Annotated in this window: 25 protein-coding genes; 4 read left to right on the forward strand and 21 right to left on the reverse strand. The window is 39.6% G+C overall.

Annotation, left to right across the window (positions count from 1 at the left end; translation table 11 throughout):
- Positions 1–196: 196 nt before the first annotated feature.
- From argH to OU989_RS13385, 6 genes are all read right to left on the reverse strand, one after another.
- Positions 197–1,576 (reverse strand): argininosuccinate lyase, encoded by a 1,380-nt coding sequence (gene argH, locus OU989_RS13360; RefSeq protein ID WP_274793531.1) that lies wholly within the window; start codon positions 1,574–1,576, stop codon positions 197–199.
- A gap of 80 nt (positions 1,577–1,656) precedes the next feature.
- On the reverse strand, positions 1,657–2,850 hold the full coding sequence (locus OU989_RS13365; protein WP_274793532.1) for an argininosuccinate synthase: 1,194 nt from the start codon (positions 2,848–2,850) through the stop codon (positions 1,657–1,659).
- A gap of 285 nt (positions 2,851–3,135) precedes the next feature.
- Positions 3,136–3,945: a type II CAAX endopeptidase family protein gene (locus tag OU989_RS13370; RefSeq protein ID WP_274793533.1), complete on the reverse strand. Its 810-nt coding sequence runs from the start codon at positions 3,943–3,945 to the stop codon at positions 3,136–3,138.
- A 76-nt stretch (positions 3,946–4,021) separates the two neighbouring features.
- Positions 4,022–4,816 carry a MerR family transcriptional regulator gene (locus OU989_RS13375; RefSeq protein WP_274793534.1) on the reverse strand — a complete coding sequence of 265 codons (795 nt, stop codon included), beginning with the start codon at positions 4,814–4,816 and terminating at the stop codon, positions 4,022–4,024.
- A gap of 106 nt (positions 4,817–4,922) precedes the next feature.
- Entirely contained in the window at positions 4,923–5,678 is a 756-nt protein-coding gene (locus OU989_RS13380) for an SDR family NAD(P)-dependent oxidoreductase (RefSeq protein ID WP_274793535.1), read from the reverse strand.
- Between the two features lie 8 nt (positions 5,679–5,686).
- On the reverse strand, positions 5,687–6,676 hold the full coding sequence (locus OU989_RS13385) for an MBL fold metallo-hydrolase (RefSeq protein ID WP_274793536.1): 990 nt from the start codon (positions 6,674–6,676) through the stop codon (positions 5,687–5,689).
- Positions 6,677–7,023: 347 nt separating this feature from the next.
- Between OU989_RS13385 and proC the strand changes: the two genes are divergently transcribed.
- Positions 7,024–7,827, forward strand: coding sequence for a pyrroline-5-carboxylate reductase (gene proC / locus OU989_RS13390; RefSeq protein ID WP_274793537.1), 804 nt, complete (start codon positions 7,024–7,026; stop codon positions 7,825–7,827).
- A gap of 48 nt (positions 7,828–7,875) precedes the next feature.
- Positions 7,876–8,886, forward strand: a complete 1,011-nt coding sequence (gene namA / locus OU989_RS13395; protein WP_274793538.1) for an NADPH dehydrogenase NamA — start codon at positions 7,876–7,878, stop codon at positions 8,884–8,886.
- Between the two features lie 48 nt (positions 8,887–8,934).
- On the opposite strand, the gene OU989_RS13400 is transcribed toward namA, so the two are convergent.
- Together OU989_RS13400 and OU989_RS13405 are read right to left on the reverse strand one after the other, a co-directional pair.
- Complete coding sequence (locus tag OU989_RS13400; RefSeq protein ID WP_274793539.1) at positions 8,935–9,219, reverse strand: YuzB family protein; 285 nt, start codon at positions 9,217–9,219, stop codon at positions 8,935–8,937.
- A gap of 249 nt (positions 9,220–9,468) precedes the next feature.
- On the reverse strand, positions 9,469–10,218 hold the full coding sequence (locus OU989_RS13405; protein WP_274793540.1) for a LysR family transcriptional regulator: 750 nt from the start codon (positions 10,216–10,218) through the stop codon (positions 9,469–9,471).
- A gap of 119 nt (positions 10,219–10,337) precedes the next feature.
- Here OU989_RS13405 and OU989_RS13410 point away from each other — a divergent pair, with 119 nt between their 5' ends.
- Together OU989_RS13410 and OU989_RS13415 are read left to right on the forward strand one after the other, a co-directional pair.
- Entirely contained in the window at positions 10,338–10,466 is a 129-nt protein-coding gene (locus OU989_RS13410) for a hypothetical protein (RefSeq protein ID WP_274793541.1), read from the forward strand.
- Positions 10,467–11,363 (forward strand): DUF2332 domain-containing protein, encoded by an 897-nt coding sequence (locus OU989_RS13415; protein WP_274793542.1) that lies wholly within the window; start codon positions 10,467–10,469, stop codon positions 11,361–11,363.
- 58 nt (positions 11,364–11,421) lie between these two features.
- Here OU989_RS13415 and OU989_RS13420 read toward each other — a convergent pair whose 3' ends face one another.
- The 13 genes from OU989_RS13420 to OU989_RS13480 all read right to left on the reverse strand — a co-directional run bounded on the left by OU989_RS13420 (position 11,422) and on the right by OU989_RS13480 (position 23,006).
- A complete protein-coding gene (locus OU989_RS13420; protein ID WP_274793543.1) occupies positions 11,422–11,988 on the reverse strand; it encodes an NADPH-dependent FMN reductase in 567 nt (188 codons plus the stop codon).
- A gap of 13 nt (positions 11,989–12,001) precedes the next feature.
- On the reverse strand, positions 12,002–13,057 hold the full coding sequence (locus OU989_RS13425) for an LLM class flavin-dependent oxidoreductase (protein ID WP_274797345.1): 1,056 nt from the start codon (positions 13,055–13,057) through the stop codon (positions 12,002–12,004).
- A gap of 14 nt (positions 13,058–13,071) precedes the next feature.
- On the reverse strand, positions 13,072–14,013 hold the full coding sequence (locus tag OU989_RS13430) for a ring-cleaving dioxygenase (protein WP_274793544.1): 942 nt from the start codon (positions 14,011–14,013) through the stop codon (positions 13,072–13,074).
- 57 nt (positions 14,014–14,070) lie between these two features.
- Positions 14,071–14,514, reverse strand: coding sequence for a MarR family winged helix-turn-helix transcriptional regulator (locus OU989_RS13435; RefSeq protein WP_274793545.1), 444 nt, complete (start codon positions 14,512–14,514; stop codon positions 14,071–14,073).
- Between the two features lie 97 nt (positions 14,515–14,611).
- Positions 14,612–15,232 (reverse strand): sporulation-specific diadenylate cyclase CdaS, encoded by a 621-nt coding sequence (gene cdaS / locus OU989_RS13440; RefSeq protein WP_274793546.1) that lies wholly within the window; start codon positions 15,230–15,232, stop codon positions 14,612–14,614.
- Between the two features lie 105 nt (positions 15,233–15,337).
- Positions 15,338–16,717 (reverse strand): MDR family MFS transporter, encoded by a 1,380-nt coding sequence (locus OU989_RS13445; protein ID WP_274793547.1) that lies wholly within the window; start codon positions 16,715–16,717, stop codon positions 15,338–15,340.
- An 80-nt stretch (positions 16,718–16,797) separates the two neighbouring features.
- The gene (locus tag OU989_RS13450; protein WP_274793549.1) at positions 16,798–17,379 is read right to left on the reverse strand and encodes a TetR/AcrR family transcriptional regulator; all 582 of its coding nucleotides are present in this window, start codon (positions 17,377–17,379) and stop codon (positions 16,798–16,800) included.
- Positions 17,380–17,490: 111 nt separating this feature from the next.
- On the reverse strand, positions 17,491–17,721 hold the full coding sequence (locus tag OU989_RS13455) for an acyl-phosphate glycerol 3-phosphate acyltransferase (RefSeq protein ID WP_274793550.1): 231 nt from the start codon (positions 17,719–17,721) through the stop codon (positions 17,491–17,493).
- Between the two features lie 214 nt (positions 17,722–17,935).
- Entirely contained in the window at positions 17,936–18,868 is a 933-nt protein-coding gene (rnz, locus tag OU989_RS13460; RefSeq protein WP_274793551.1) for a ribonuclease Z, read from the reverse strand.
- A gap of 97 nt (positions 18,869–18,965) precedes the next feature.
- Entirely contained in the window at positions 18,966–19,802 is an 837-nt protein-coding gene (locus OU989_RS13465; RefSeq protein ID WP_274793552.1) for a class I SAM-dependent methyltransferase, read from the reverse strand.
- Positions 19,799–21,298, reverse strand: a complete 1,500-nt coding sequence (locus OU989_RS13470) for a cobyric acid synthase (RefSeq protein WP_274793553.1) — start codon at positions 21,296–21,298, stop codon at positions 19,799–19,801. Before OU989_RS13470 ends, OU989_RS13465 begins: the two co-directional genes overlap by 4 nt.
- A 597-nt stretch (positions 21,299–21,895) precedes the next feature.
- Positions 21,896–22,432, reverse strand: a complete 537-nt coding sequence (locus OU989_RS13475; RefSeq protein ID WP_274793554.1) for a cob(I)yrinic acid a,c-diamide adenosyltransferase — start codon at positions 22,430–22,432, stop codon at positions 21,896–21,898.
- Positions 22,433–22,445: 13 nt separating this feature from the next.
- The gene (locus OU989_RS13480; protein WP_274793555.1) at positions 22,446–23,006 is read right to left on the reverse strand and encodes a nitroreductase family protein; all 561 of its coding nucleotides are present in this window, start codon (positions 23,004–23,006) and stop codon (positions 22,446–22,448) included.
- Positions 23,007–23,023: the final 17 nt, after the last annotated feature.

Genomic DNA, 23,023 nt, shown 5'->3' on the forward strand with positions numbered 1-23,023 from the left:
ATTCCTCCCCATCTTTCCATATACAAAAACCCCAATTCCGCGTCTCCAGAATTGGGGATTGTCCTTCACGTATGTAAGGGTCTCTTTTTCACTTCACCCTCTGGCTCAGTTGAAAAAGGTTAAAGGTTTTCATAGTGCCTCACAGGACAGCTTTAATGAATATCTATGCAAAAGTCACTTGGACATGCACGCAAAATTAATGTTCTTGAAGACAGGCTTTGGCTTTTTCAATTTGAATTTTTACTTGATCAAAGCCAGTTCCACCAAGGGAATGACGGCGACGAACAGCCGCTTCTGGTGCTAGCACATCAAAAATGTCGGCTTCAATGAGCTTACTTTCCTGCTGCATCTCTTCCAATGGTAAATCTAATAAGTAAATGCCCTTTTGAATACATGTAAAGACAAGTTTGCCTGTCACCTCATGCGCCTCACGGAATGGCATCCCTTTTGTAGCAAGATAGTCTGCTAACTCCGTTGCATTCGAGAAATCGGAATGGACAGCTTGATGTAAACGTTCCGTATTAACGGTCATTGTACCAATCATGCCTTCAAAGATTTTAAGTGAGCCAAGAATGGTATGCACCGTATCGAACATGCCTTCTTTGTCCTCCTGCATATCTTTGTTATACGTTAATGGCGTACCCTTTAATACAGTTAATAAGCCCATAAGGTTACCATAAACACGGCCTGTTTTCCCACGAATTAGCTCTGCCATATCAGGGTTTTTCTTTTGTGGCATAATCGAAGAGCCTGTTGAAAAGGCATCATCTAGCTCGATAAACTTAAATTCATCTGTAGACCAAATAATAATTTCCTCTGCAAAGCGCGAGAGATGGGCCATAAGCAATGACGAATTACTTAAAAATTCGACGATAAAATCACGGTCACTTACAGCATCCATAGAGTTTGCATATACTTCAGTAAAACCAAGTAACTCTGCTGATTTTATACGGTCTATTGGGAAAGTTGTACCCGCCATAGCCCCTGCTCCTAATGGCAGAATATCTATGCGTTTCACGGATTCTGTAAAGCGTTGTTTATCTCGCTCAAGCATCCAAAAATAGGCCATTAAATGGTGTGCAAAGGAAATCGGTTGCGCACGTTGTAAATGTGTATAACCAGGTGCAATCGTTTCGATATGCTCCTGTGCCTTCTCTAATAGCGTTTCTTGGAATGTTACAATTAAATCAATGGCTTCCTGCACTCGCTTTTTCAAGAATAGATGCATATCCGTTGCTACTTGGTCATTACGACTACGACCAGTGTGTAGCTTACCACCAACAGGACCAATTAAATCAATTAGCATTTTTTCTAAATTTAAATGTATATCTTCATTGGCAACGCTAAATTCAAGTTCACCTGCAATTGCCTTTTCTTCTAATTGGGCAAGACCACCTAGTATGGCCTCTACGTCAGCTGCCGGTAAAATTCCTGTTGCACCAAGCATTGTGACATGTGCAACACTACCTTCAAGGTCCTCTAGCACAAGTTGCTGGTCAAAGCCAATGGATGCGCCAAACTCGTCTACCCATGCTTCTGCTGATTTTTGGAAACGTCCACCCCAAAGTTTTGTCATGTCAGCTCACCTTTTCCTTTAGTCCTTAGCCAAAGTGTAGTAAAAACACAAATGCCTCACCACACATTGCTCGTTCAATATTACTTTTTATTAACAGAAGAATTCACTACAGTTGGTAAACCCCATAATTCGATAAAGCCAACTGCGGAAGCGTGATTGAATTGATCTTCCTTGGAGTATGTTGCTAGCTTTTCATTGTATAGTGAATTCGGTGATTTACGTCCTTCTACAATAGCGTGACCCTTGAATAGTTTCACACGTACTGTACCATTTACATATTGCTGTGATTGTGCAAGGAACGCTTCAAGTGCATCACGTAATGGTGAGAACCATAAACCATCGTAAATTAATTCAGATAGCTTCTTCTCAATTACTGGCTTGAAGTGTGCTAATTCTTTTACAAGTGTTAAGTCTTCTAGTTCTTTATGAGCTGTTAACAACACTTTAGCGCCTGGAATTTCATACACTTCACGAGATTTAATACCAACTAGACGATTCTCCACGTGATCGATACGTCCTACGCCATGTGCACCTGCTACCGCATTTAATTCTTGAATTAAATCAGCAAGCTTCATTTCTTTACCGTTTAAGGCTACTGGTTTACCAGCAACAAATTCGATTTCCACATATTCAGCTTCATTTGGTGCATTTTCAACAGAAACGGTTAAACCGTAAGCTTCTTCTGGTGGAGACACCCACGGATCTTCCATAATACCTGCTTCATTGGCACGTCCCCATAAGTTTTGGTCAATTGAAAATGGTGAGTCTAATGTCGCTGGAATCGGTACATTATGTTTCATCGCATATTCGATTTCCTCATCACGGCTCCAACCCCACTCACGTACAGGTGCTAAAACTTCTAAATCAGGGTTTAAAGCTTTAATGGAAACTTCAAAACGAACTTGGTCATTTCCTTTTCCTGTGCAACCATGTGCAACAGCATCTGCGCCTACTTGGTTCGCAATCTCTACTAATTTTTTCGAGATTAAAGGACGAGAAAGTGCTGATACTAATGGATATTTTTGTTCATACCAAGTATGTGCTTGTAATGAAATTAATGCATATTCCTCAGCAAATTCGTCTTTTGCATCCACCATATAAGATTCAATAGCTCCTACTTGAAGAGCTTTATTTTTTACGAATTCAAGATCTTTTCCTTCGCCAACGTCAAGACATACTGCAATTACATCCCAACCTTGTTCTTTTAACCATGGAATTGCTACCGAAGTATCAAGTCCACCTGAATAAGCTAATACAACTTTTTTATTTGCCATTAAAAATGCGCCTCCATTGCTCTATAGATATGTATGTTTATACATTCATTTAAAAGTTTATACACGAATAGTATCATGTTATAAAAATAAATACAAGTGTATTTTTATAAATTCATAGACAATTATTTTTCCTGTCAAAAGTCTGTCACTGCAGACATTAAGTCATGATGGTAACACGAATATTTACTCTAAAAAACGCTTTTTTACTATTTATATAAATGTATACAATATAAATTTAGCAATGAACAAAAAAAAAAGAATCCATCTTAAAAACTGGATTCTTTTCTAATTATTCATGGGAATGGTCTTATATAATACATTTTTGGGGTTAATTAAAATAAGAAGAATGGCGGCTAGTGAATAAAGAATGGCATTGTACATTAATAAATCGACTAAGTTGCCATTGATCAAACCAATAAAAAAATTAAAGAACTGATGAATGATAATGGGGATGATGAGAATTTGGTTTAAATTATAAAATGCTGCCATGATGATACTCGTTGCTATGATAGACAACATAAAGAATAAACTATATTTGATTAAATCTATCCCCATAAATCCTGTTGTAAGCCAAATTGGTACATGCCACATCCCCCACCAAAATCCTATGATGATGGAAGCTATTAATGGGGAATATTTCTTTTGAAGCTCTAGTAGTGCAAAGCCTCGCCATCCTAATTCTTCACCTAATGGTCCAGATAAAAGATTTTTAATAAAGTAATAGCTTAGCATCCCCCAAGAAGATATTGTCAAAATAGAGTCTACCCCTTCCTTATTCCATACAAGTAAGACAATCATGAAAAAGATAGAGACTTGTATTGCCAGTACAACAACAATGACTGAAAGATGAAGCTTATTGGTTAATTTCTTTTTCACAAAGTGGGCAAAGCTTTGCGTAGGATAGATTTTTTTAAATAAGATGGCAAAGGCAAACGTTGATGACCAAGCTGACAAACAGCGAACTACGTCAAACACCCAAGTTGGAAGCCCTAAAAGCTTGATGGCTCCCACAAGGCAAAAAAGTGGCCAAAATATGACATTAGTTAAAAGTATAAAGCTTGCTACTGGTCTTTTAAGCTTCTTTGTTCTACTCATGTTAAATCCCCCATTTCACTACGAATACCTTTAGCATAAACCTGGGGGTTACTCACAGGTCAATCGTATTTTTTCTTTACTTGACCGGTACATACATTTCTAAAAAAATACGTTCAAGTCCCTCTTCATAAGTGGTCAGTAATAAGTTAACATAAACAAGCCCTACCAGTTCATAGCCGTATTCTTTGGCTACTTGTCTAATGCTCGCTTCCACTTTTTCGTCTGTATTTTTGCCACCCGTAGACCATCGCCCATCTTCAATGACTGTATACAAACATTTGGGATGAGCTACAATGTCTCCATCGATTATGTTTTCACCATCTTCTACTTTCCTGACAATCACAAATTGATTTTCTACCATGCCTTCATCATTGAACCGTATGACTCTTCTTAACGAAGTAAGAATCACCGCTTTTTTTAAACTGTCAGTGTTTTCTTTTAACGTGTCATAATCATCATAAGCTTTATAATGGTCGATCTCCCCCATTACTTCTAGAGGTTTCATTTCTTTTATCGTGTAGTTTCCTAAAAATTGTTTTATTTTTTCGCAGTCTTCTTTTACGAGCTGGAGCTTTTTTAATTGGAGCTTTTTATAAGCAATCTCCTCTAACACTTCCTGTTCTTTCTCTTCTACTATAGATTGAATCCCTTCAATGCTCTTGCCTTTTCTTAATTCCTGGATTTTTTTGATTTCCAAATCAATTTCTCTATAAAAGTTGATCGTTGTTAAATCATAGATATCAAAATGATTGTAGGTTCTATACCCGTTTTCTCTATTATGCTGTGGTCTTACCAATTCCTTTTCCTCATAAAATTTGATTGTATCTCTTGTAATGCCTAAAAATTTAGCAACTTGTCCGATTGTATACATCGTATTCTCCTTTATTTGCTTCATTTTCACTACTATATCAACAAATTTACATAAATATGAAAAAAACTGTAGACACGCATAAAGCATGTTTACAGTTAGATTTTTGTTATTTCTTATGGAAAAACGATTTGCCTAAAAATTCAATGGTTGCAGGCGCAAGTGCATATAATTTACTTGATAATCCCATGATTTTTGGTAAGTTGACTTCACGTACTGGGCGTTCGATCGTTTTCACTGTTGCTCTTGCCACTTCCTCGGCTGATAATAAAAATCTACCTAAGGACTCTCGATAACCACTTGCATCATTTGCCTTATCTAAAAATGGTGTATCAATTGGACCAGGATGGATAGCGGTTACGTTGACCATGTAAGGTGCTAACTCCATTCGAAGTCCATTTGTAAAACCTACTATCGCATGTTTTGTAGCAGCATAGACACTCGCTTTCGGGGTAGCTACCTTTCCCGCCTGTGAACCGATGAATATCAAATGGCCTTGTTGACGCTCCATCATCGTAGAGGCTAATCTTTTCGCAAGATAGATTGGTACACTGACATTCAATTCGATCATTTGAGCAATATCCTCATCCATTAAGGCAGATGCATTAGCGAATTTTCCAACGCCTGCTGAGAGAATCGCAACATCAAGAGTGGGGAGCTGTGCACAAACATCATCCAGTGTATGTAAATTAGTTAAATCTGCTTGAATGACATGTGCTCCTAATCGTTCTAGTACTTTTAGAGCGACAGCATTGCGACCTGTGGCATATACCGTATGGCCTTGTGCAACAAGCAATTCTGTAATTTTTAAGCCTACACCACTTGTCGCTCCAGTCACAAAGATCGTCTTGTTATGGTTATTCATGTATGAACCTACTTCCTTTGAAATAAATAAATACCTGCTTCCGTTTTTGTAGAAGTTATATAATTTCTGGCTTCTAAATAATCTAAATGACCTAGTGTTTTGGAAAGGGTTAAGCCAAGCTGATGCTGGAAAATAGCTGGATACAGCCGTTTTGTTACTTGTACAACCGTTAATTGATCGTCTCCTAGTAATTCATACACCTTCATCGATTGCTGGTGCTGACGCTCTAAACGTTTATCAATTAAATATGGTATATCCACTAGCTCTGCCCCATGCCCTGTATGCATCATTTTGACAGGTAATTGGCGTAAAATTTCAAGAGATTCATTATATTGCAGTAATGATTTTGGTCGTCCAATCGTACGATCCAATGGTGGCTCTATTAATGGGTTTGGCGTTATTTTTTCGAGTAATAAATCACCGCCAATAACATGATGTGTTTTTTCATCCCAGAAAATAAAATGACTTTGAGCATGACCCAAAGTTTCAATCGCCTTTAATCCTGGATGACCAGGCACTTCATCTCCATCTGCCAAGATTTGTGTTAATGGCCGTTCGCCCACTAGCTCTAATTCACGACGAACATGTACACTTTTTGAAATATATTCTTGTGGTACCCCATGCTCCAACAAACGCTCACTATAAAATTGCTCGTGATAGCGTAAAAATTCTTCATCATGACGTAGCCATTTATCATTATAGGCATGCCCCAAAATTTCTGCATGTGGAAAAGCATCGACCCATCCAGCATGATCTGGATGATGATGGGTTAACACAACTTGTTCAATATCACGCATGTCAAAGCCAGCTGCTCGAATCCCCCATTTCAAAGCATCATAGGCTTCCATTGTTTTTGGTCCAACATCAAATATGCTAAGTGCATCGCCTTTGACAACAAATGCGTTGACATCTCCTACTTCATAGGGTGTTGGTATTTCTATTTTGTATATAGACAAAGTTGTCTCCCCCTTTTCAAGCGCTAGTGAATACTGATTCATTCTATTTTACAAGTTTTTTCTGTTTTCGTCATCCTCCTGTTGACACGTTGCCGATTCATCACTATAATTTTGAATAATCTAATTATTTATGTGCGTTGAGGAAGCCAAGTACGTAACTGGTGAAGGTGTTAGAGAGTGTTACATATGCTGAAAGTAACATCACCCACTCCCATTACCGAACCTACTTCTGAGCAGTTATGTAAACATAACCGTTTCCCTTGCGATAAAAGGGCTAAGAGTTGTGCCAACTAATGGCAAACAAAGGTGGTACCGCGGAAACAATAGCGTTTTCGTCCTTCTAAATAAGGACGAGAGCGCTTTTTTATTTTGAACTGGAGGTTTTGTTCATGAAAAAAATTTTATTTATTGGTGCAGGATCAATGGCAGAGGCATTGATACAGGGCTGGATTAAGGAAAAGGTCTTTACCCCACAGGAAATTTACGTCACCAATCGCTCTGACAAAGAACGCTTACAATTTCTACAAGAAACATATGGCGTTCATTGTCTGTTTGATCAGGCGATTTACAAGGAGGCGGATCTTATTATTTTAGCGATGAAGCCAAAAGATGCTATTGCTGCGATGTGTGACCTTCAATCTAAGATTACGGAGCAATCTGCTATCCTGTCGATTCTAGCGGGAATTGCCATTACTACCATTACAGAATATTTAGGGAATCGTCCTGTAGCAAGAGTGATGCCTAACACGTCTGCCACAATTGGTATGTCAGCAAGTGGCATTGCATTTAATAACGAGGTGTCTTCAGGTCAGCGTATCATGTTCCTCCAATTATTAGAGGCTGTCGGCTCTGTTATTGAAGTTGATGAGGATCAATTACACGCTGTAACAGCTCTTTCAGGCAGTGGTCCTGCATACATTTATTATTTAATGGAAGCCTTTGAACGAGTAGGTACGAAGGTGGGGTTATCCAAAGATACTGTGCGTCTTTTAATGACCCAAACATTAGCAGGTACGGCCGAAATGCTTAAGCAATCAGTAGATGAACCAGATGTTTTACGCAAAAAGGTTACAAGTCCAGGCGGCACGACGGAGGCAGGTATTCAAGCTTTAGAGCAATATCAATTTAATGAAGCCATCGAAGCATGCATTAAAGAAGCAGAGGCTCGATCTCGTTCACTTGCAAATGGTTAATATTATGTGCAAAATAAAGTGTATCACTAGGAATTAGGAGGCTTTATTTTGAGTAAATTATTTGAACCCTATCAATTGCAATCAATCTCCTTAAAAAATCGTGTTGTCATGGCACCGATGTGCATGTACTCTGCTGAAGATGATGGCATGGTAACACCTTTTCATTTGGTCCATTATGCCACACGTGCAGCAGGTCAAGTTGGTTTAATTATTTTAGAAGCGACAGGTGTTGTTCCAGAAGGGCGCATCTCCAATAAAGATTTAGGAATTTGGGATGATGCACATATTGAAGGCTTGCGTCAAGTAGTGGAAGGAATAAAAGCTTATGGTGCAAAAGCAGGTATCCAGCTTGGCCACGCTGGGCGGAAGGCAGCAGTAGATGGTGAAATTTTTGCCCCTTCAGCCATTGCCTTTAGCTCAGATTATAAAACCCCGACGGAAATGACTGAAGATGACATTCACTATGTAGTAGAAGCATTTAAACAAGCAGCAGTTCGTGCCGCAAAAGCTGGCTTTGATGTGCTAGAAATTCATGGCGCACACGGCTATTTAATTAGCGAATTTTTATCACCTGCTTCCAATAAACGTCAAGATCAATACGGTGGTTCACAAGAAAATCGCTATCGTATCCTTCGTCAAGTTATCGATGCGATTCGCAGTGTTTGGGAGGGGCCTTTATTGGTGCGTGTCTCTGCAGAGGATTATGCGGAAGATGGCACGACAATGGAGGATTTCATCGTCTTTAGTCGCTGGATGAAATCCCAAGGTGTTGATTTAGTCGATGTCTCAACAGGTGGTGTTGTCCATGCAGCGATTAATGTCTTTCCTGGCTATCAGGTACCACATGCCGAGGCCATCAAGCACGGGGCTGACATCCCTACTGGCGCTGTTGGCCTGATAACAAGTGCCATTCAAGCTGAAGAAATTCTCCAAAACAATCGGGCAGATTTAATTTTCTTAGCACGTGTTTTACTACGGGAACCCTACTGGCCATTACATGCGGCTAAAGAATTAGGCGAAGAAGTTCAACCACCTGTACAATACGCTCGTGGTTGGTAAATGAGTATCCAGCAAAAACAGCTTGCTATCTAGCAAGCTGTTTTTTCATTAGAAAAGTGGATTTTGTTTTAATTCTTCATCAATAGCCTGTACCAATGTCTCCGCGTCATCTGCTGTCACAACTTCTCCATTTACTATTGCAAAAATACCTTGCTCGCAAATTTCACAATGGGATGTGCAACCCGACTCCTCGATATCTATATCATCACGTTCCATTAATATGTCATACGCATCTGCTGCACCCAGTGACAAATTAGTGATACAAAACTCAACTCTATTTTTAAATGGCTGTGGCTGTGCTTCTTTCTTTTTTTTAAAAAGAGAAAATACCATATTTATTGCCCCCTTGCTCTCTAGAACTCTATGATAACATAATTAGTTAGGATATTTTTGAAAACCCTTTCAACTAACTGCATCATGTATATTGCATTTTTGAACGTCTTGTGAATTATAAATAATTTCTTGTTTGCAATACATCGACCAATCCCTGTGTAACCTGTGTAGACTCTTTATAAAATAAGTATACTGGCACACTAGGTAATGGGAAAGCTTCAAAAGGAACAATATTAAATCGCCCCTCCATCAAAGTTCTTTTCTTACAATCATACGAGGTAAAAATGACATCCCTAACCCATCTTTAATAAAGCGTTTTACCACATACGATTGAGAAATGGATACTTGCTTCGTTACAACATATTTTTCTCTTAATTTATGTAATAACTCTCCCCAAATGGTTGGATGATGGTGCGTAAACAAAGTGTACGTTTGAAATAGCTCCTCATAATCAATATAGGTTCCTGTTTCATCATCATAGGCATCAAGTGGAATAACTAACTCGAGTGGACTATCGATAAGTAATTCTTGATACCATTGTCGATAACGTGTAGGTAATAACGAAATACCAATATCGGCCTTATCCTGATTGACTAAATCTTCTATTTTCGTTGAATCCTCTACTAAAATTGCTATTTCAAGTGTCGGATTGTCATTGCTAAATTGATAGATGACATGAGGCAATATAGTTTCAACCATTAAAGGGGTCATCGCAATAATCATCTTCTCCTGAATACCTATACTTGCTAATCGGATACGTTCAATACTTTGCTCCCACTGGCTCATCATTTGCTGTGCTTCCAGTTGAAACAGCTTTCCAGCGTCCGTTAATTGGACACGGTTTTTTTCACGCTTGAACAATTGGACATGTAAAAATTCCTCTAACTGCTGGATATGGACGGTAATGCTTGGCTGTGATAAATGCAGTTGCTCCGCTGCTGTTCGAAAATTACAAGTTTGAGCTGCGACAATAAAAGATTGGACCCACTTATATTCCAATATCTCACCTCCCTGATTAAAATTTTTAATTAAATTCATTAAATATATTTAATTTACTAAATTATACAATAATAATAGACTGATAATTAATATAGATGCTACCAAAAGGAGAGAAACGTATGCTGAATACTACATTAAGTCAACAATTTCTGTTGTTTGCCAAAAATGAATGCAAAGGATCAAGCCCACTGTATGAACATTTAGCTTATAAAATTGCCATTGATGAGGATTTGTTAGCTATTGCCTAATTGATCCCACAGGGTCAGCCTGCGCCCAATTTATTGTTGGCAGCAGTTCATTATTTGTTAGCAACATCTGATGAGCCATTATCTCATTATTATGCATCTTTAACACCCTCTCCTCTCCCAATACAGGAGGTGTTCCCTGCTTTTAAAGCATTTGTACTGTCCCATACAAATGAATTAAAGACATTGTTACAAGAAAGGCTTGTCCAAACAAATGAAATTCGACGTTGTTCCTATCTCTACCCAATGATGACTGAAATTTATGACAAGCATCAACAACCGCTAGCTTTCATTGAAATTGGAGCAAGTGCAGGGTTGCAGCTTGGCATGGATCACTACAATTATTGCTATAACCAACAATTAGCCATTACCAATACTGAAAATGATATCATGTTGATTTCAGAAAATCGTGGTGAACCATTGCCTGCCTCTCTGTCAAAGCCTCCTGTTGTTTGTCAACGAATAGGTATCGATTTAAATCCGATAGATTTGCGGGATACGAAAGAATGCCAATGGCTTCAGGCTTTGATTTGGCCTGAACACCATGAGCGCAGAACATTAGTCAATCAAGCTCTCCCAATCATGAATGAAATAGATATTCAGTTGGTTAAAGGAGATGCTATTCAATTGATTAAAAAGCTCAGTCGGACAGTTGAGCAAGAAGCTATGTTGGTGGTGTATCATACACATGTTGCCAATCAAATACCACTCGAATTACGAAATTCTTTACTAGAACAATTAAAAGAGATTAGCATGGAACGACCGCTCTACCATTGCTATAACAATTTTTTTGATGGACAGCTACATCAGGATTTTATGAATCAAGGCACAATCGAGTCCATTCGTACAATGGAAAGTCCAGACGGTCATGCACGATGGTTTCAATGGTCAAATAGCTAGCCTATAGCACAAAAAAACGCTGTGTCCTACTACTAACACAGCGTTTCTTTATTAATCTTTAAAAATCATATTCTGCATCTTTTTTTGCCCGAATATCTGCAAAAGCATCCGTAACCATAACTGTATCCTCTGCCAATCGTTCTAGACGGAAAAGGACATCATCATTGACAATTTCTTTGCGTAAAAAATCCTTTTCTTCTATAAATACATAAGTCGGAACTATATGTGCTTTCATATAGGCAAGGATTGGCTTTAGTTGTTGCTCCACCATTAAATAGTGCTTTGACGTCCCCGCAGTCACAATGACACTAACCACTTTATCGCGAAAGGCATTGACAGGTAACAGGTCAAAGATATTTTTTAATGTAGCGGGTATAGAAGCTTGGAAGGTTGGTGTCCCAATGACAATAGCATCTGCAGCCATAATCGTTTCTGTGACATATTTTGTATCACCATCATAGTCAAAGTAATTGCGACCGTCACTAAATACTAGCTGATAGTCTGCGAGATCCAGTAGCGTGACTTCATGCTCTGGGTATTTTTTTTGTAATAGATCAACCATTTTAAGCGTAGCTGTTCTTGTTTTGGAACCGACAATCGAACCGGCAAGCGCGACTATTTTCATGATGGTACACTCCTTATTTTACTGTATATTTTTTTATTGCAGGGATAATATCATTGCCGATTATTTCAATGTTTTTCATGATTTTATCGAACGGTACCCCACCGAAATCAATTTGTGCCATAAAACGTTGCATACCATATAATTCATACTGATAGAGTAATTTCTCTATAATCTCTTCCTTACTACCGACCATCAAGGCATCACGTGTATCAGTAGCTTGAGCAAATTGTTGTTTTGGATACCCTCCACCACGAATGGCTTGGAAACCACCGTTTAAATGTGGATACATACCTTGTAAAGCCTCTTTCGTTGTGTCTGCTACATAAAATAAGCTTGTTGTCGCAACTGGCAATTCCTTTGGATCATAGCCTTGTCGCTCTGCCGCTTCTCGATAGGCGTCTACAGATGGTTTAAAATTAACAGCTGGTCCTCCTAATGTTGTGAGCATCATAGGGATTCCCATATAGCCCGCCTTGATAGCACTTGCAGGAGGGCCACCGACAGCGCGCCAAATCGGTAATGAGCCATTTTTTGGCTGCGGTAATATTTGTGCATGATGGAGTGGTGCACGGAATTGGCCCTCCCACGTCACAAGCTCTTCATCATTGATTTTCATAAGTAGCTCTAATTTTTCCTCAAAAAGCTCTTCATAATCATGTAAATCAACACCAAGCAAATGATAGGCCCCTACTCGCGAACCGCGTCCCGCAACAATTTCCGCACGACCATCCGATAATAAATCAATTGTGGCAAAATCCTCATAGACACGTACAGGATCCGAAACACTTAATACCGTTGCAGAACTAGACAGCTTAATTTTTGATGTTGCTTGCGCGATTGCACCTAACACGACTGTATGTGCTTGTGTTGTGAAATAAGCTTGATGACTTTCACCAACACCGAAAACATCAATACCAGCTTGCTCTGCTAATTGACTAGCCTCTACTAGCTCTTTTAATCGCTGCTGTGCAGAAATACGGTGTCCTGTTAATGGGTTTGGAATATGGTCACCTAAAGAATATAATCCAAATTCTAGTCCTTGTGATTGATTAATACGATATTTTTCCATCATGTTCTCTCTCCTTAATCAAGTGGTTCTAAAATCGCTTCAATATCCGCACGTTTCTGTTCTAAAAACGGTGGAAGATCGAGCTCTTTTCCTAGGTCCTCGATGGCGGAATCCACTGTAAACCCTGGGCCATCTGTTGCTATTTCAAATAAAATACCGTTACGATCTCTAAAATAAAGACTGTGGAAATAATAACGATCAACGACACCTGAACTCTCCAATCCTCGCTCCTTAATTTTATCTTCCCATTGCCGTAACTCTTCAACGGTTGAGACACGTAATGCAAGGTGATGGATACTGCCCTTACCAGGTTTCTCGCTTGGCCCTTCTAATTCCTTGACGACAATTTCTCCATGCACTTCCCCTTCACTTGATTGCAGAATGGCTTCTTTGTCATCATCTTCAACCACTGAATAGTGAAATAAATCTTTTAGTAAATTTACTGTTCGTTGTAAATAACGTACAGTGATTTCAATTGTACCCATCCCTAAAATGCGATGTTCTTCTGGTATATCTGTGCCATCCCATGTTTGCCATTGAGCAGGCGCTTCCTTCCCCTGATGGTTTAACAGCACCATCCGTAATCCTTCGTGGTCTTCAAAAAATAACGCATCTTTACCTGCATACGATGTGAGGCCACTATGTTCAACTCCTAGCTCTTGAAAACGCTCCTGCCAATAAAGTAAGCTTTCAAAGCTTGGTACGAGTAAGCCAATACGTGTAATGGCATTCGTCCCTCTCACTGTACGTCCCGCAACCGGCATTTCGAAAAATGTCAATTCAGTACCAGGTGCTCCTGTTAAGTCACCATAAAATAAGTGATACATAGATGGTGAGTCTTGATTTACTGTTTTTTTCACACGGCGTAGCCCTAGAATTTTAGTGTAAAAATGATTATTTTGTTTGCCATTTTTCGTCAGCATCGAAATATGATGGTGTCCGTTTAATTTGTGCATCCTCAATTTCCTCCTTCTCGTTTTCACTTGACTAAGCAAGTGACGATGCAAAAAAAATTACACAGGTGGCAATTTTTTTTCTCGACTATGCTTTTCAAGCTTTGTCATGACTTTATATAAAGATTTTAGTTCTTCATCTGTTAACACTTCTTCAAAAAATGAGGACTGGAAGTGAAGCTGACTGGGGGTTGCAGCTTGAATCATGTGCTCCCCTTTTGCCGTCAATGAAATTGTTTTAGTCTTCCAATTTTGCTTACGCTCAATTAGTCCCTCTTTTTCAAGTCGGGCAAGCATACGAGACATGCCCCCTTGAGTAACCGTTACTTTCTTTGCTAATTGAGATTGTGTAATAGGTGCATAAGTTTGAATTTGAATCAGAACATCGAATTGTGCTGTTGTTAAATCAAAACGTTTTAAAAATTCATTCGATAGCTGATTACTTTGGGTTGTAAAGCGCATCATACGAATCCATGTTAATGAGCCTAATGTATGATTTCTCACGACTTCATCCTCCCTTCAGTTATCACTTTACCACGCAAGTGATAACTTAGCAAGAAAAATATCTTGAATTTGAGATATTTATTCATAGGGAATATCCCTATATGATGCCAGGTGTTGAAATGGGATATAGATTGCCTTGAAAGGCGAAGGAGATTTTGCCTGTTTCTTCGGAAACAACCATTACAAGAGCATCACTCATCTCACTTAATCCTAGCGCAGCTCGATGTCTTGTTCCTAATTTTTTTTCACCCGTGTAACGCTCTGACAGTGGCAGTACGTTGGCTGCTGACTCTATCTGATTACGATTGACTAACACTGCCCCATCATGTAACGGATTGCCCGGGAAGAAAATAGATTCTAATAAGGAATGAGTTAAATCTGCACCGATATGAATACCAGGCTGAATGAAAGCCTCTAAAGCATCTTGTCGCTGAATTACAATTAAACCACCATGCCTTCTCAATGACATATTTTGCACACTATGCGACAATTCCGGATACTTTTCTGTAAACGGGGAAAGATAACAATTTAAATAAAACGTAGCCGCCTTCATTTCAATTGTCATAAATCTCTCTTTAATTTTTTCAAAATTGCTGAGAAGACAATTCGTATTTGTATCCATTTCTTCAACACTTTGCTGCAAGGACAAAATTACTTGGAGAAGCTCATCCTTTAATGTTTCTTTCATCGGTGAAAAATCACAATTGATTGGATTCACAAAAAGCACCTCTCTTTTCTATAACTGCGAAGTCTCTTCTTGCCTTAGTTTCTCTAGGTGGGCTATTTTTATGCGCAGTGCATTTGAATGAAACAAGCGTAATGGTTATTCAGCCTTGTTTTCTTTACTTAAGTAGAAAGATAATAGTAACCCTATGGCACTCAATAATGTTGTCACAAAGAAAGACGCACGGATTCCATTTAACAAGGCGTTAGCTGCATCCATTGGCTGTTGTAATGTTGACACGGTACTCATGATTGTTACCAGCAATGCTGTTACCAATGCTCCCCCAACCATACGCAGCGTGCTATTAACTGCTGTCGCATGTGCCATCAAATGGGTAGGTAAAGCGTTCATGCCTGCAGTTGTAAGTGGCATCATGATCATTGATATACCAAAAGAAATGATTGTAAATGTCCCTGCAATGAGCCAGAGTTTTGTATGCATTGATACCCACATTAAAAAACTTGAGCCAAGTAAAATGCTTGTAAAGCCTACAAGTGCCAAGCCTTTTCCTCCAACCTTATCAAAAATTTTACCGGTCACTGGAGACATAAAGCCCATTACAAGGGCACCTATCAATAACACCAGCCCTGTTTCCAATGCCGAAAGTTGACGTACATTTTGAATATAAAAGGTTAATAATATTTGAATGCCGATCATGAGCGCATAAACCAAACCCGATAAAAAAGTTGTAATGGAAAAGATCTTTGATTGAAATACACGAAATTCAAGCATCGGTTTGGGTAATTGAAGCTGACGTCTAATAAATAGAAGAAGCATAATCCCACCAATTACTAGCGGTACAAATACTTGCATCGATTTGAATCCAACCGCTCCAGCTATACTGAATCCATATAATAGGCCACCCCAACCTAACGAAGAATAGACAATTGATAGACTATCTAACTGCCGCTCTTTTTTAGTCGTTACATTTTTCATAAAAATTGTGGCCACTGTCAATACAATGACCGAAACAGGTAATACCGTAAAAAATAAATGTCTCCATGTAAGCTGCTCTAAAATCCATCCTGATAAAGTTGGGCCTATTGCCGGTGCAAAACCTGTAACAAGACCTGCCAATCCCATAATAGAACCTCTTTTTTCTTTCGGATACAACGTTAATAATACCGTTTGCATTAAAGGCATAATAACACCTGCACCAGCCGCTTGAATGATTCGTGCTAAAAGTAAAACTGTAAAAGATGGTGCAAATGCGCCTAAAAAAGTTCCGACACTAAATAAAGTGAGGGCAACTATTAACAGTAAACGATTCGAGAAACGACCGATTAGAAAAGCTGTAATCGGGATAAGAATGCCATTTGTTAATAAATACACAGTTGTGAGCCATTGTGCTAAATTGGCATCTATCTTGAAATCTTCCATTATTGGTGGCATAGCAATAAGTAATAATGTCTGATTGAGAATAGACACAAATGCAGCAGCTAGTAAAATAGCTACTATTAAATTTCTTTTTCTATTCATATAAACCCCCTCTTCTATGTATGTTAGTACTAACTAACATTTTGTTTTAAAAAAATATAGTAAAGTTGTGTGAGTGAAAGTTATACAATAACTCCACTCACAAAATTAGTTATTAAATTATGAACAAAAGTATCCCTTTGATCTTTTAAGAAATGATAATCCCATAATGCATTTGATACAAAAAATCCAAAAAGGCTTGTTAAAAAAACAATAGCCTGTCCTTTTGTATCTATTTCCTTCATCCTTCCTTGTTCGATTTGAGATTGGAAATAAGCAGCTAATAATTGGAGCAATTGCTTCGTTTGGTTATCCGAAATGGTATCCATTAATCCAGGTAGCAAACTTCTATCTTGGGTTGTAATAAGAAAAATAGGTTTATTTTTCTCCATAAAAGCTAGATATGTATTGGCAATCTGCTGTAAGTCATTAGCAAGGTCCCCTGATAACTCTTGCGCAAATAAATGCTCAAAGTATGGGATATAAGAATGATGATGTAGCACTGCTTGTAGGATACCCAATTTTGTTTCATAATGACGGAAAACAGTCATTTCGCTAACACCAGCAGTTGAGGCAATATCTTTCACCGACACATTCGAGTAGCCCCTTTCCGTCATTAAGGTTGTGGCAGCAGCAAGAATTTTATCTTTTGTATCTTTTTTCATTCTAACTCCCCCAAATGTTAGTTGTAACTAACAAAAATATAGTCGATTGAGCACAACTTGTCAAAAAAAGTGTTACCCTAGAAAAAAATCTAGTGATAACACGTAATACACTTACATATGTCCCGCTCGAATTTTCTTGACGATACTGAAAGTCGTGTATGTCGCAGCTGGTGCTAGTACAACAATAAAAATAATCCAAACGGTTAGGTTGTTCGTCGCTTTTAATGTTTCATAATTGGTCATGACAAAAATAATTAAACCGAATAGTAATAAATAGCTCAGCACATTTGGAAAAATAACGATTAATCGTAATAGTGCTGGTGGCATCTTTTGTTGATTCATTTCACCACACCCCTTTTTCAATTATACGTGAAACAAGCTATTTATCCTACTATATTTTTCCTATATAGGTATCTGCTGATAGTTGGAGGTTTTCTAGTGTCGTATGTAACTGATCGATAAAGTCAGTCATGCTGTTCTTTAGCTTTTTGGGCTAAGAATCTTTATCTTCTTCACAAAAAAACATCTATTAGCAGCAATAGATGTTTTTTAGACATTAAATTAATTGATTGTTTTGCCATGTAAAGACGGCTTGGTCAGCAGTCAGGAGCGTTTGAGGGAAAATTTCCTGTGCTTCTGCCAAAAATTGAGGTAAATCATGTGGAAGAAAACGAGCACTTAAATGATTTAATAGTAAATACTGCGCACCCGCTTGCTGTGCGACTTTTGCCGCCTCCACATTTGTAGCGTGGCCATAGCTGGCAGCTAAATCCGTTGTTGTGCCGTCAAATGTGGCTTCATGCACCAGGATATCAGCACCCATCGACAACTGTATGGCCTCTTCACAATATTTCGTATCACCTAAAATCGTCAGGGTGAAGCCTTTTTTTGCAGGTGCCACAACGTCCTTCGCTTGAATCACTTTGCCGTTTTCAAGCACAATATCTTGGCCATTTTTCAATTGTCCAAGCAACGGTCCTTTAGGCACACCGAGTGCTTGTGCTTTGTCGATTAATAACTCGCCCGGTAAATCCTTTTGTTCAATACGGTAGCCGTAGCATGGAACAACATGACGAAGTTCTCTTGCACGAATTGTAAAGTGTGCATCCTCATAAATAAGCCCTTCCTGCACTTCTACAAAGCGAAGTGGATACGTTAAATGAGTTTTGGATAAGGCCAATGTTTGTTCAATCCATTGCTGTAACCCTGCTGGTCCGAAAATCGTAAGGGGTTCATCTCCTCCTTGAAAGGATCGAGAGCTTAAAAAACCAGGTAATCCTAAAATATGATCCCCATGTAAATGTGTAATGAAAATTTTTGTTACTTTCCGAGGCTTTAATGACGTGTGTAAGATTTGATGCTGTGTTGCCTCCCCACAGTCAAATAACCACATTTCGCTCACTTCATCTAACAGTTTTACCATCAATGCACTCGTATTTCGTTCTTTTGAAGGCATGCCTGCGCCTGTCCCTAAAAAATGTAGCTGCACATATGCCACCTCACTTCTTTTTTTATCATTTTATTGTACCTTATCATTCCCCATAAGAAAAACCTTTGGTGAATGGCCTTCTCCAAAGGTTTCTCGTTTATTTTGGTTGCCATGAAACAAGTGCTGCATGAAAATCATGACGATAATAATATCGCCCATCCTTTTCTTCAATAAAAGGGAGGAGAGATTCCTCCACATGTGCTCGCTGGAAGTTCGTCGTTAGTATTTTTTTACTTTGCGTTGTTATAAGCTGTTCATAGCTTTCATATTCATAGACACGTTCCAGCGGGATAATTTGACAATCCGCATAGATATCCATTTCATACAGTAAATTCAAAAATTCTATATAATCTCTGCGCGGGAATTTGATCTCATAGCCATACTTTTCATATAATCGCTCGTAGTGTGGCTGTATAGGCCCTGTTGTCATCCCAATGATGGCACGCTTTTTTGCTAGTCGATTCATATGGTGTAAGGCAGATTTAATCTCATACATGCGGTAAAAGCAATTCACACCCAAGACGATATCATGCTGTTCCATTTCATCATTCTCTAGACTTTCCCATTTAGCATGAACATATGAAACGTGCTCCTGATGAGCCATGCATTGTTGTAAGTATTGTAAAATGCTTTCTGAGCTATCCACACATGTTAGCTTGTTTACTATCTCGGCTAATGGCAATGTATAATTACCCCAGCCTGGGCCAATTTCTAACACAGAATGCTGTGGTTCAATGCTTTTCTGAAGCTCCTGAAAAATACGTGCAGCATAAGGATCTGTTTGCCCCTTTTTTTTACGTGCAACAGACTGCGCCCAAAATTGCTCCTCTAGCTGATCATTCACCATACGCTCAGGCATATTACCATGCCAGTCCTTCATGCCTTCTTGCCATAAAGCCTCATAATTAATGGCTAACGGTCCTTTTCTCGTCATACAGATACCTCTAATGCTAAAATTTCATAAATCTTTTTCATATCAAGATTGGCTCGAACATGCTCGGCTAACATATTATAGGCATCTTCTCTTCGTTCGGCGTCACTTTTTACATCACTTGGTAAAGCTGCTAACCCTTTTTTTGCTCGTATTTCATTAACTAGCTGACGAGTGAATGTACGATTATGAAACAGGCCGTGGAAATACGTTCCTATCACTTGTTCATCACGACTAACCGCACCATCTTCTCTGCCATCCTCTAGCTGTAAGAACGGCGATACTTCATCACGTAAAATTTTCGTGCGTCCTAGATGAATTTCATAGCCTGTCAATGTGTCCTGTCCTCTTGTTCCTGTCATTTGTACCGTTTTTTTATTGCCTACAAAAATCGTTTCCATTGGCAATAAACCAAGACCATGAGCAGATTCACCATTTCCCTCTACCGCCTCAGGGTCTAGCAATGTTTCACCAAGCATTTGAAATCCACCGCAAATGCCGATTATTTTTGTTCCGCGCTCACGTAAATGATGGATGGCTTGATCGAAGCCTTGCTCTTTTAACCAAGCTAAATCATCCATAGTACTTTTTGTACCAGGCAGTATAAGCAAATCTGGTGTGCCAAGCTCGTTAACATGTCCAATTAAGCGTACACCTACTTCTGGCTCATCAAAAAATGGATCAATATCGGTGAAATTTGAAATACGTGGCAAACGAATCATCGCAACATCTACGGCAAACTCGCCACGTTTTGGCTTTTTAAAGCGCAGTGATGATAAAGCAAGGGAATCCTCTGCTTCAATATTGACATCTACATAAGGGATAACACCAAGAACCGGGATGCCTGTTTCACGCTCCACCCATGCTAAACCATCATCTAATAATTCACGCATGCCTCTAAATTTATTGATAACTAGTCCCTTGACACGTGCACGTTCATCATCATCTAACAATGCTAATGTACCAACAATCGAGGCAAAGACCCCACCACGATCAATATCAGCAACAAGCACTACTGCTGCATCTGCTAAATGCGCCATACGCATATTGGCAATATCGCGATCCTTTAAGTTAATCTCTGCTGGGCTACCTGCCCCCTCTAGCACAATAACATCATATGTATTTTGGAGTGTGCGTACTGATTTTTCAACGATCGGCATCGCTTCCTGAACAAAATTATTGCGGTAGCTTTTGGCATCCATATTTAAAAAATGCTTGCCATGGACAATGACCTCTGACATCATATCTTGCTTCGGTTTCAGCAGGATGGGATTCATATCAGTCGTCGCCACAACACGTGCTGCCTCGGCCTGTACCCCTTGTGCACGGCCGATTTCTCCACCATCAGCTGTTACAAATGAATTTAGGGCCATATTTTGTGATTTAAACGGCACTACATGAAATCCATCATCCGAAAATATACGACACAATGCCGTACATATCATACTTTTTCCAACATCGGAAGCGGTTCCTTGAATCATGATCGATTTTGCTGGCATAGTCACTTTCCTCCGTAATTATTGGTGTAACGCGGTTTATGCTCTGGCCCCGCGGGTATTCACCTTGCTTCGTGGGTATTCACCTTCACTTCGCGGGTATTCACCTTCGTTCCGCGGGTATTCACCTTCACTTCGCGGGTATTCACCTTGCTTCGCGGGTATTCACCTTCACTCCGCGGGTATTCACCTTCACTCCGCGGGTATTCACCTTCGTTCCGCGGGTATTCTCCTTCACTTCGCGGGTATTCACCTTCACTTCGCGGGTATTCACCTTCACTTCGCGGGTATTCACCTTGCTTCGCGGGTATTCACCCTCACTCCGCGGGTATTCTCCTTCACTCCGCGGGTATTCACCTTGCTTCGCGGGTATTCACCTTCACTCTGCGGGTATTCACCTTCACTCCGCGAGTATTCACCTTGCTTCGCGGGTATTCACCCTCACTCCGCGGGTATTTACCTTACTCCGCGGGTATTCACCTTCACTTCGCGGGTATTCACCTTCGTTCCGCGGGTATTCACCCTCACTCCGCGGGTATTTACCTTGCTTCGCGGGTATTCACCTTCGCTCCCAGGTATTACCCTTCATCCAACGGATTGTTAAAATTCTAGTCCTTTTACTGCTGGAATACCTTCATCATAATAGTGCTTTGTTGCATCGATGGTCGATACTAAATCAGCCATTGCTAGTAACGCAGGATGTGCGCTTCTTCCTGTGATGACAAGGTGCATGGTAGATGGGCGTTGCTGGATAGCCTCGATGACTTCTGCTAATGGTAGGACATCATCGATTGGAAACTTGCTAATCGCGAGTGCATTGTTTAATTCATCTAGTACCAATAAATCGATGCTCTCATCTTGCAGAGCTGCCTTCGTTTTTATCCATGCCTTTGCTAAGGCAGTACGATGCTCCTCAGGTGTTTTTGTCCACGTAAAGCCAATACCCATCTGCTCCATCTCTACGCCAAGTTTACGAAGGGCAATTTGCTCTCCGTAAGTACGTTCGGGGGATTTGATGAACTGTAAATAGCGCACAGTTAAGCCTCGGCCAACCGCGCGTAATGTTACACCAAGTGATGCTGTCGTTTTACCTTTTCCTTCGCCTGTATATACTAAAAACAAGCCTTTTCTTGCCATGCTGTTAGCCTCCTTAGAGCCAAGTTGTCTTTTCTTCAAATGGCGTGCGCTTCTTGTCGTTCAGTTCTTGCTCTTGTGGGTACCCAATAAATATTGTTCCGACTACTTTTTGACTAGCACTTGCTCCAATAAATGCGTGCATACGTGGATCATGAACAAGTCCGACACCACGTGTACGCCAGACAAAACCAAGTCCAAGCTCTTCAGCTGTCAGCCACATGGACATAATGGCACTACATACGGCAAAGACATTGTCTTGCGTTGCATCGGCATCACCTTCTACCACATCTGCTGTTACGACAATCGCTACAGGCGTTGTTTGGACAACCTTTAAAGAGCTTTCTACTAAATTCGGCTTTGTTGGGAAACGCTCTTGTAAATAAGCACTCGCCATTGCCTCATAGCGCTTCATGGCTTCATCTTGGATGACATAAAAATGCCAAGGCTCACGCATACGGTCATTTGGCGCATAAGTTGCTGCCTGTAAAATTTGTTCAATTTTTTCCTTTTCTACTGGCTGCGTTGTGTAATTTCGAATTGCTCGTCGCTTTTTTAATGCTTCGATGACTGTCATATTACTTCCTCCTATTG

Origin of the sequence: Lysinibacillus irui, from assembly GCF_028877475.1 — a bacterium.
Taxonomy (GTDB): domain Bacteria; phylum Bacillota; class Bacilli; order Bacillales_A; family Planococcaceae; genus Lysinibacillus; species Lysinibacillus irui.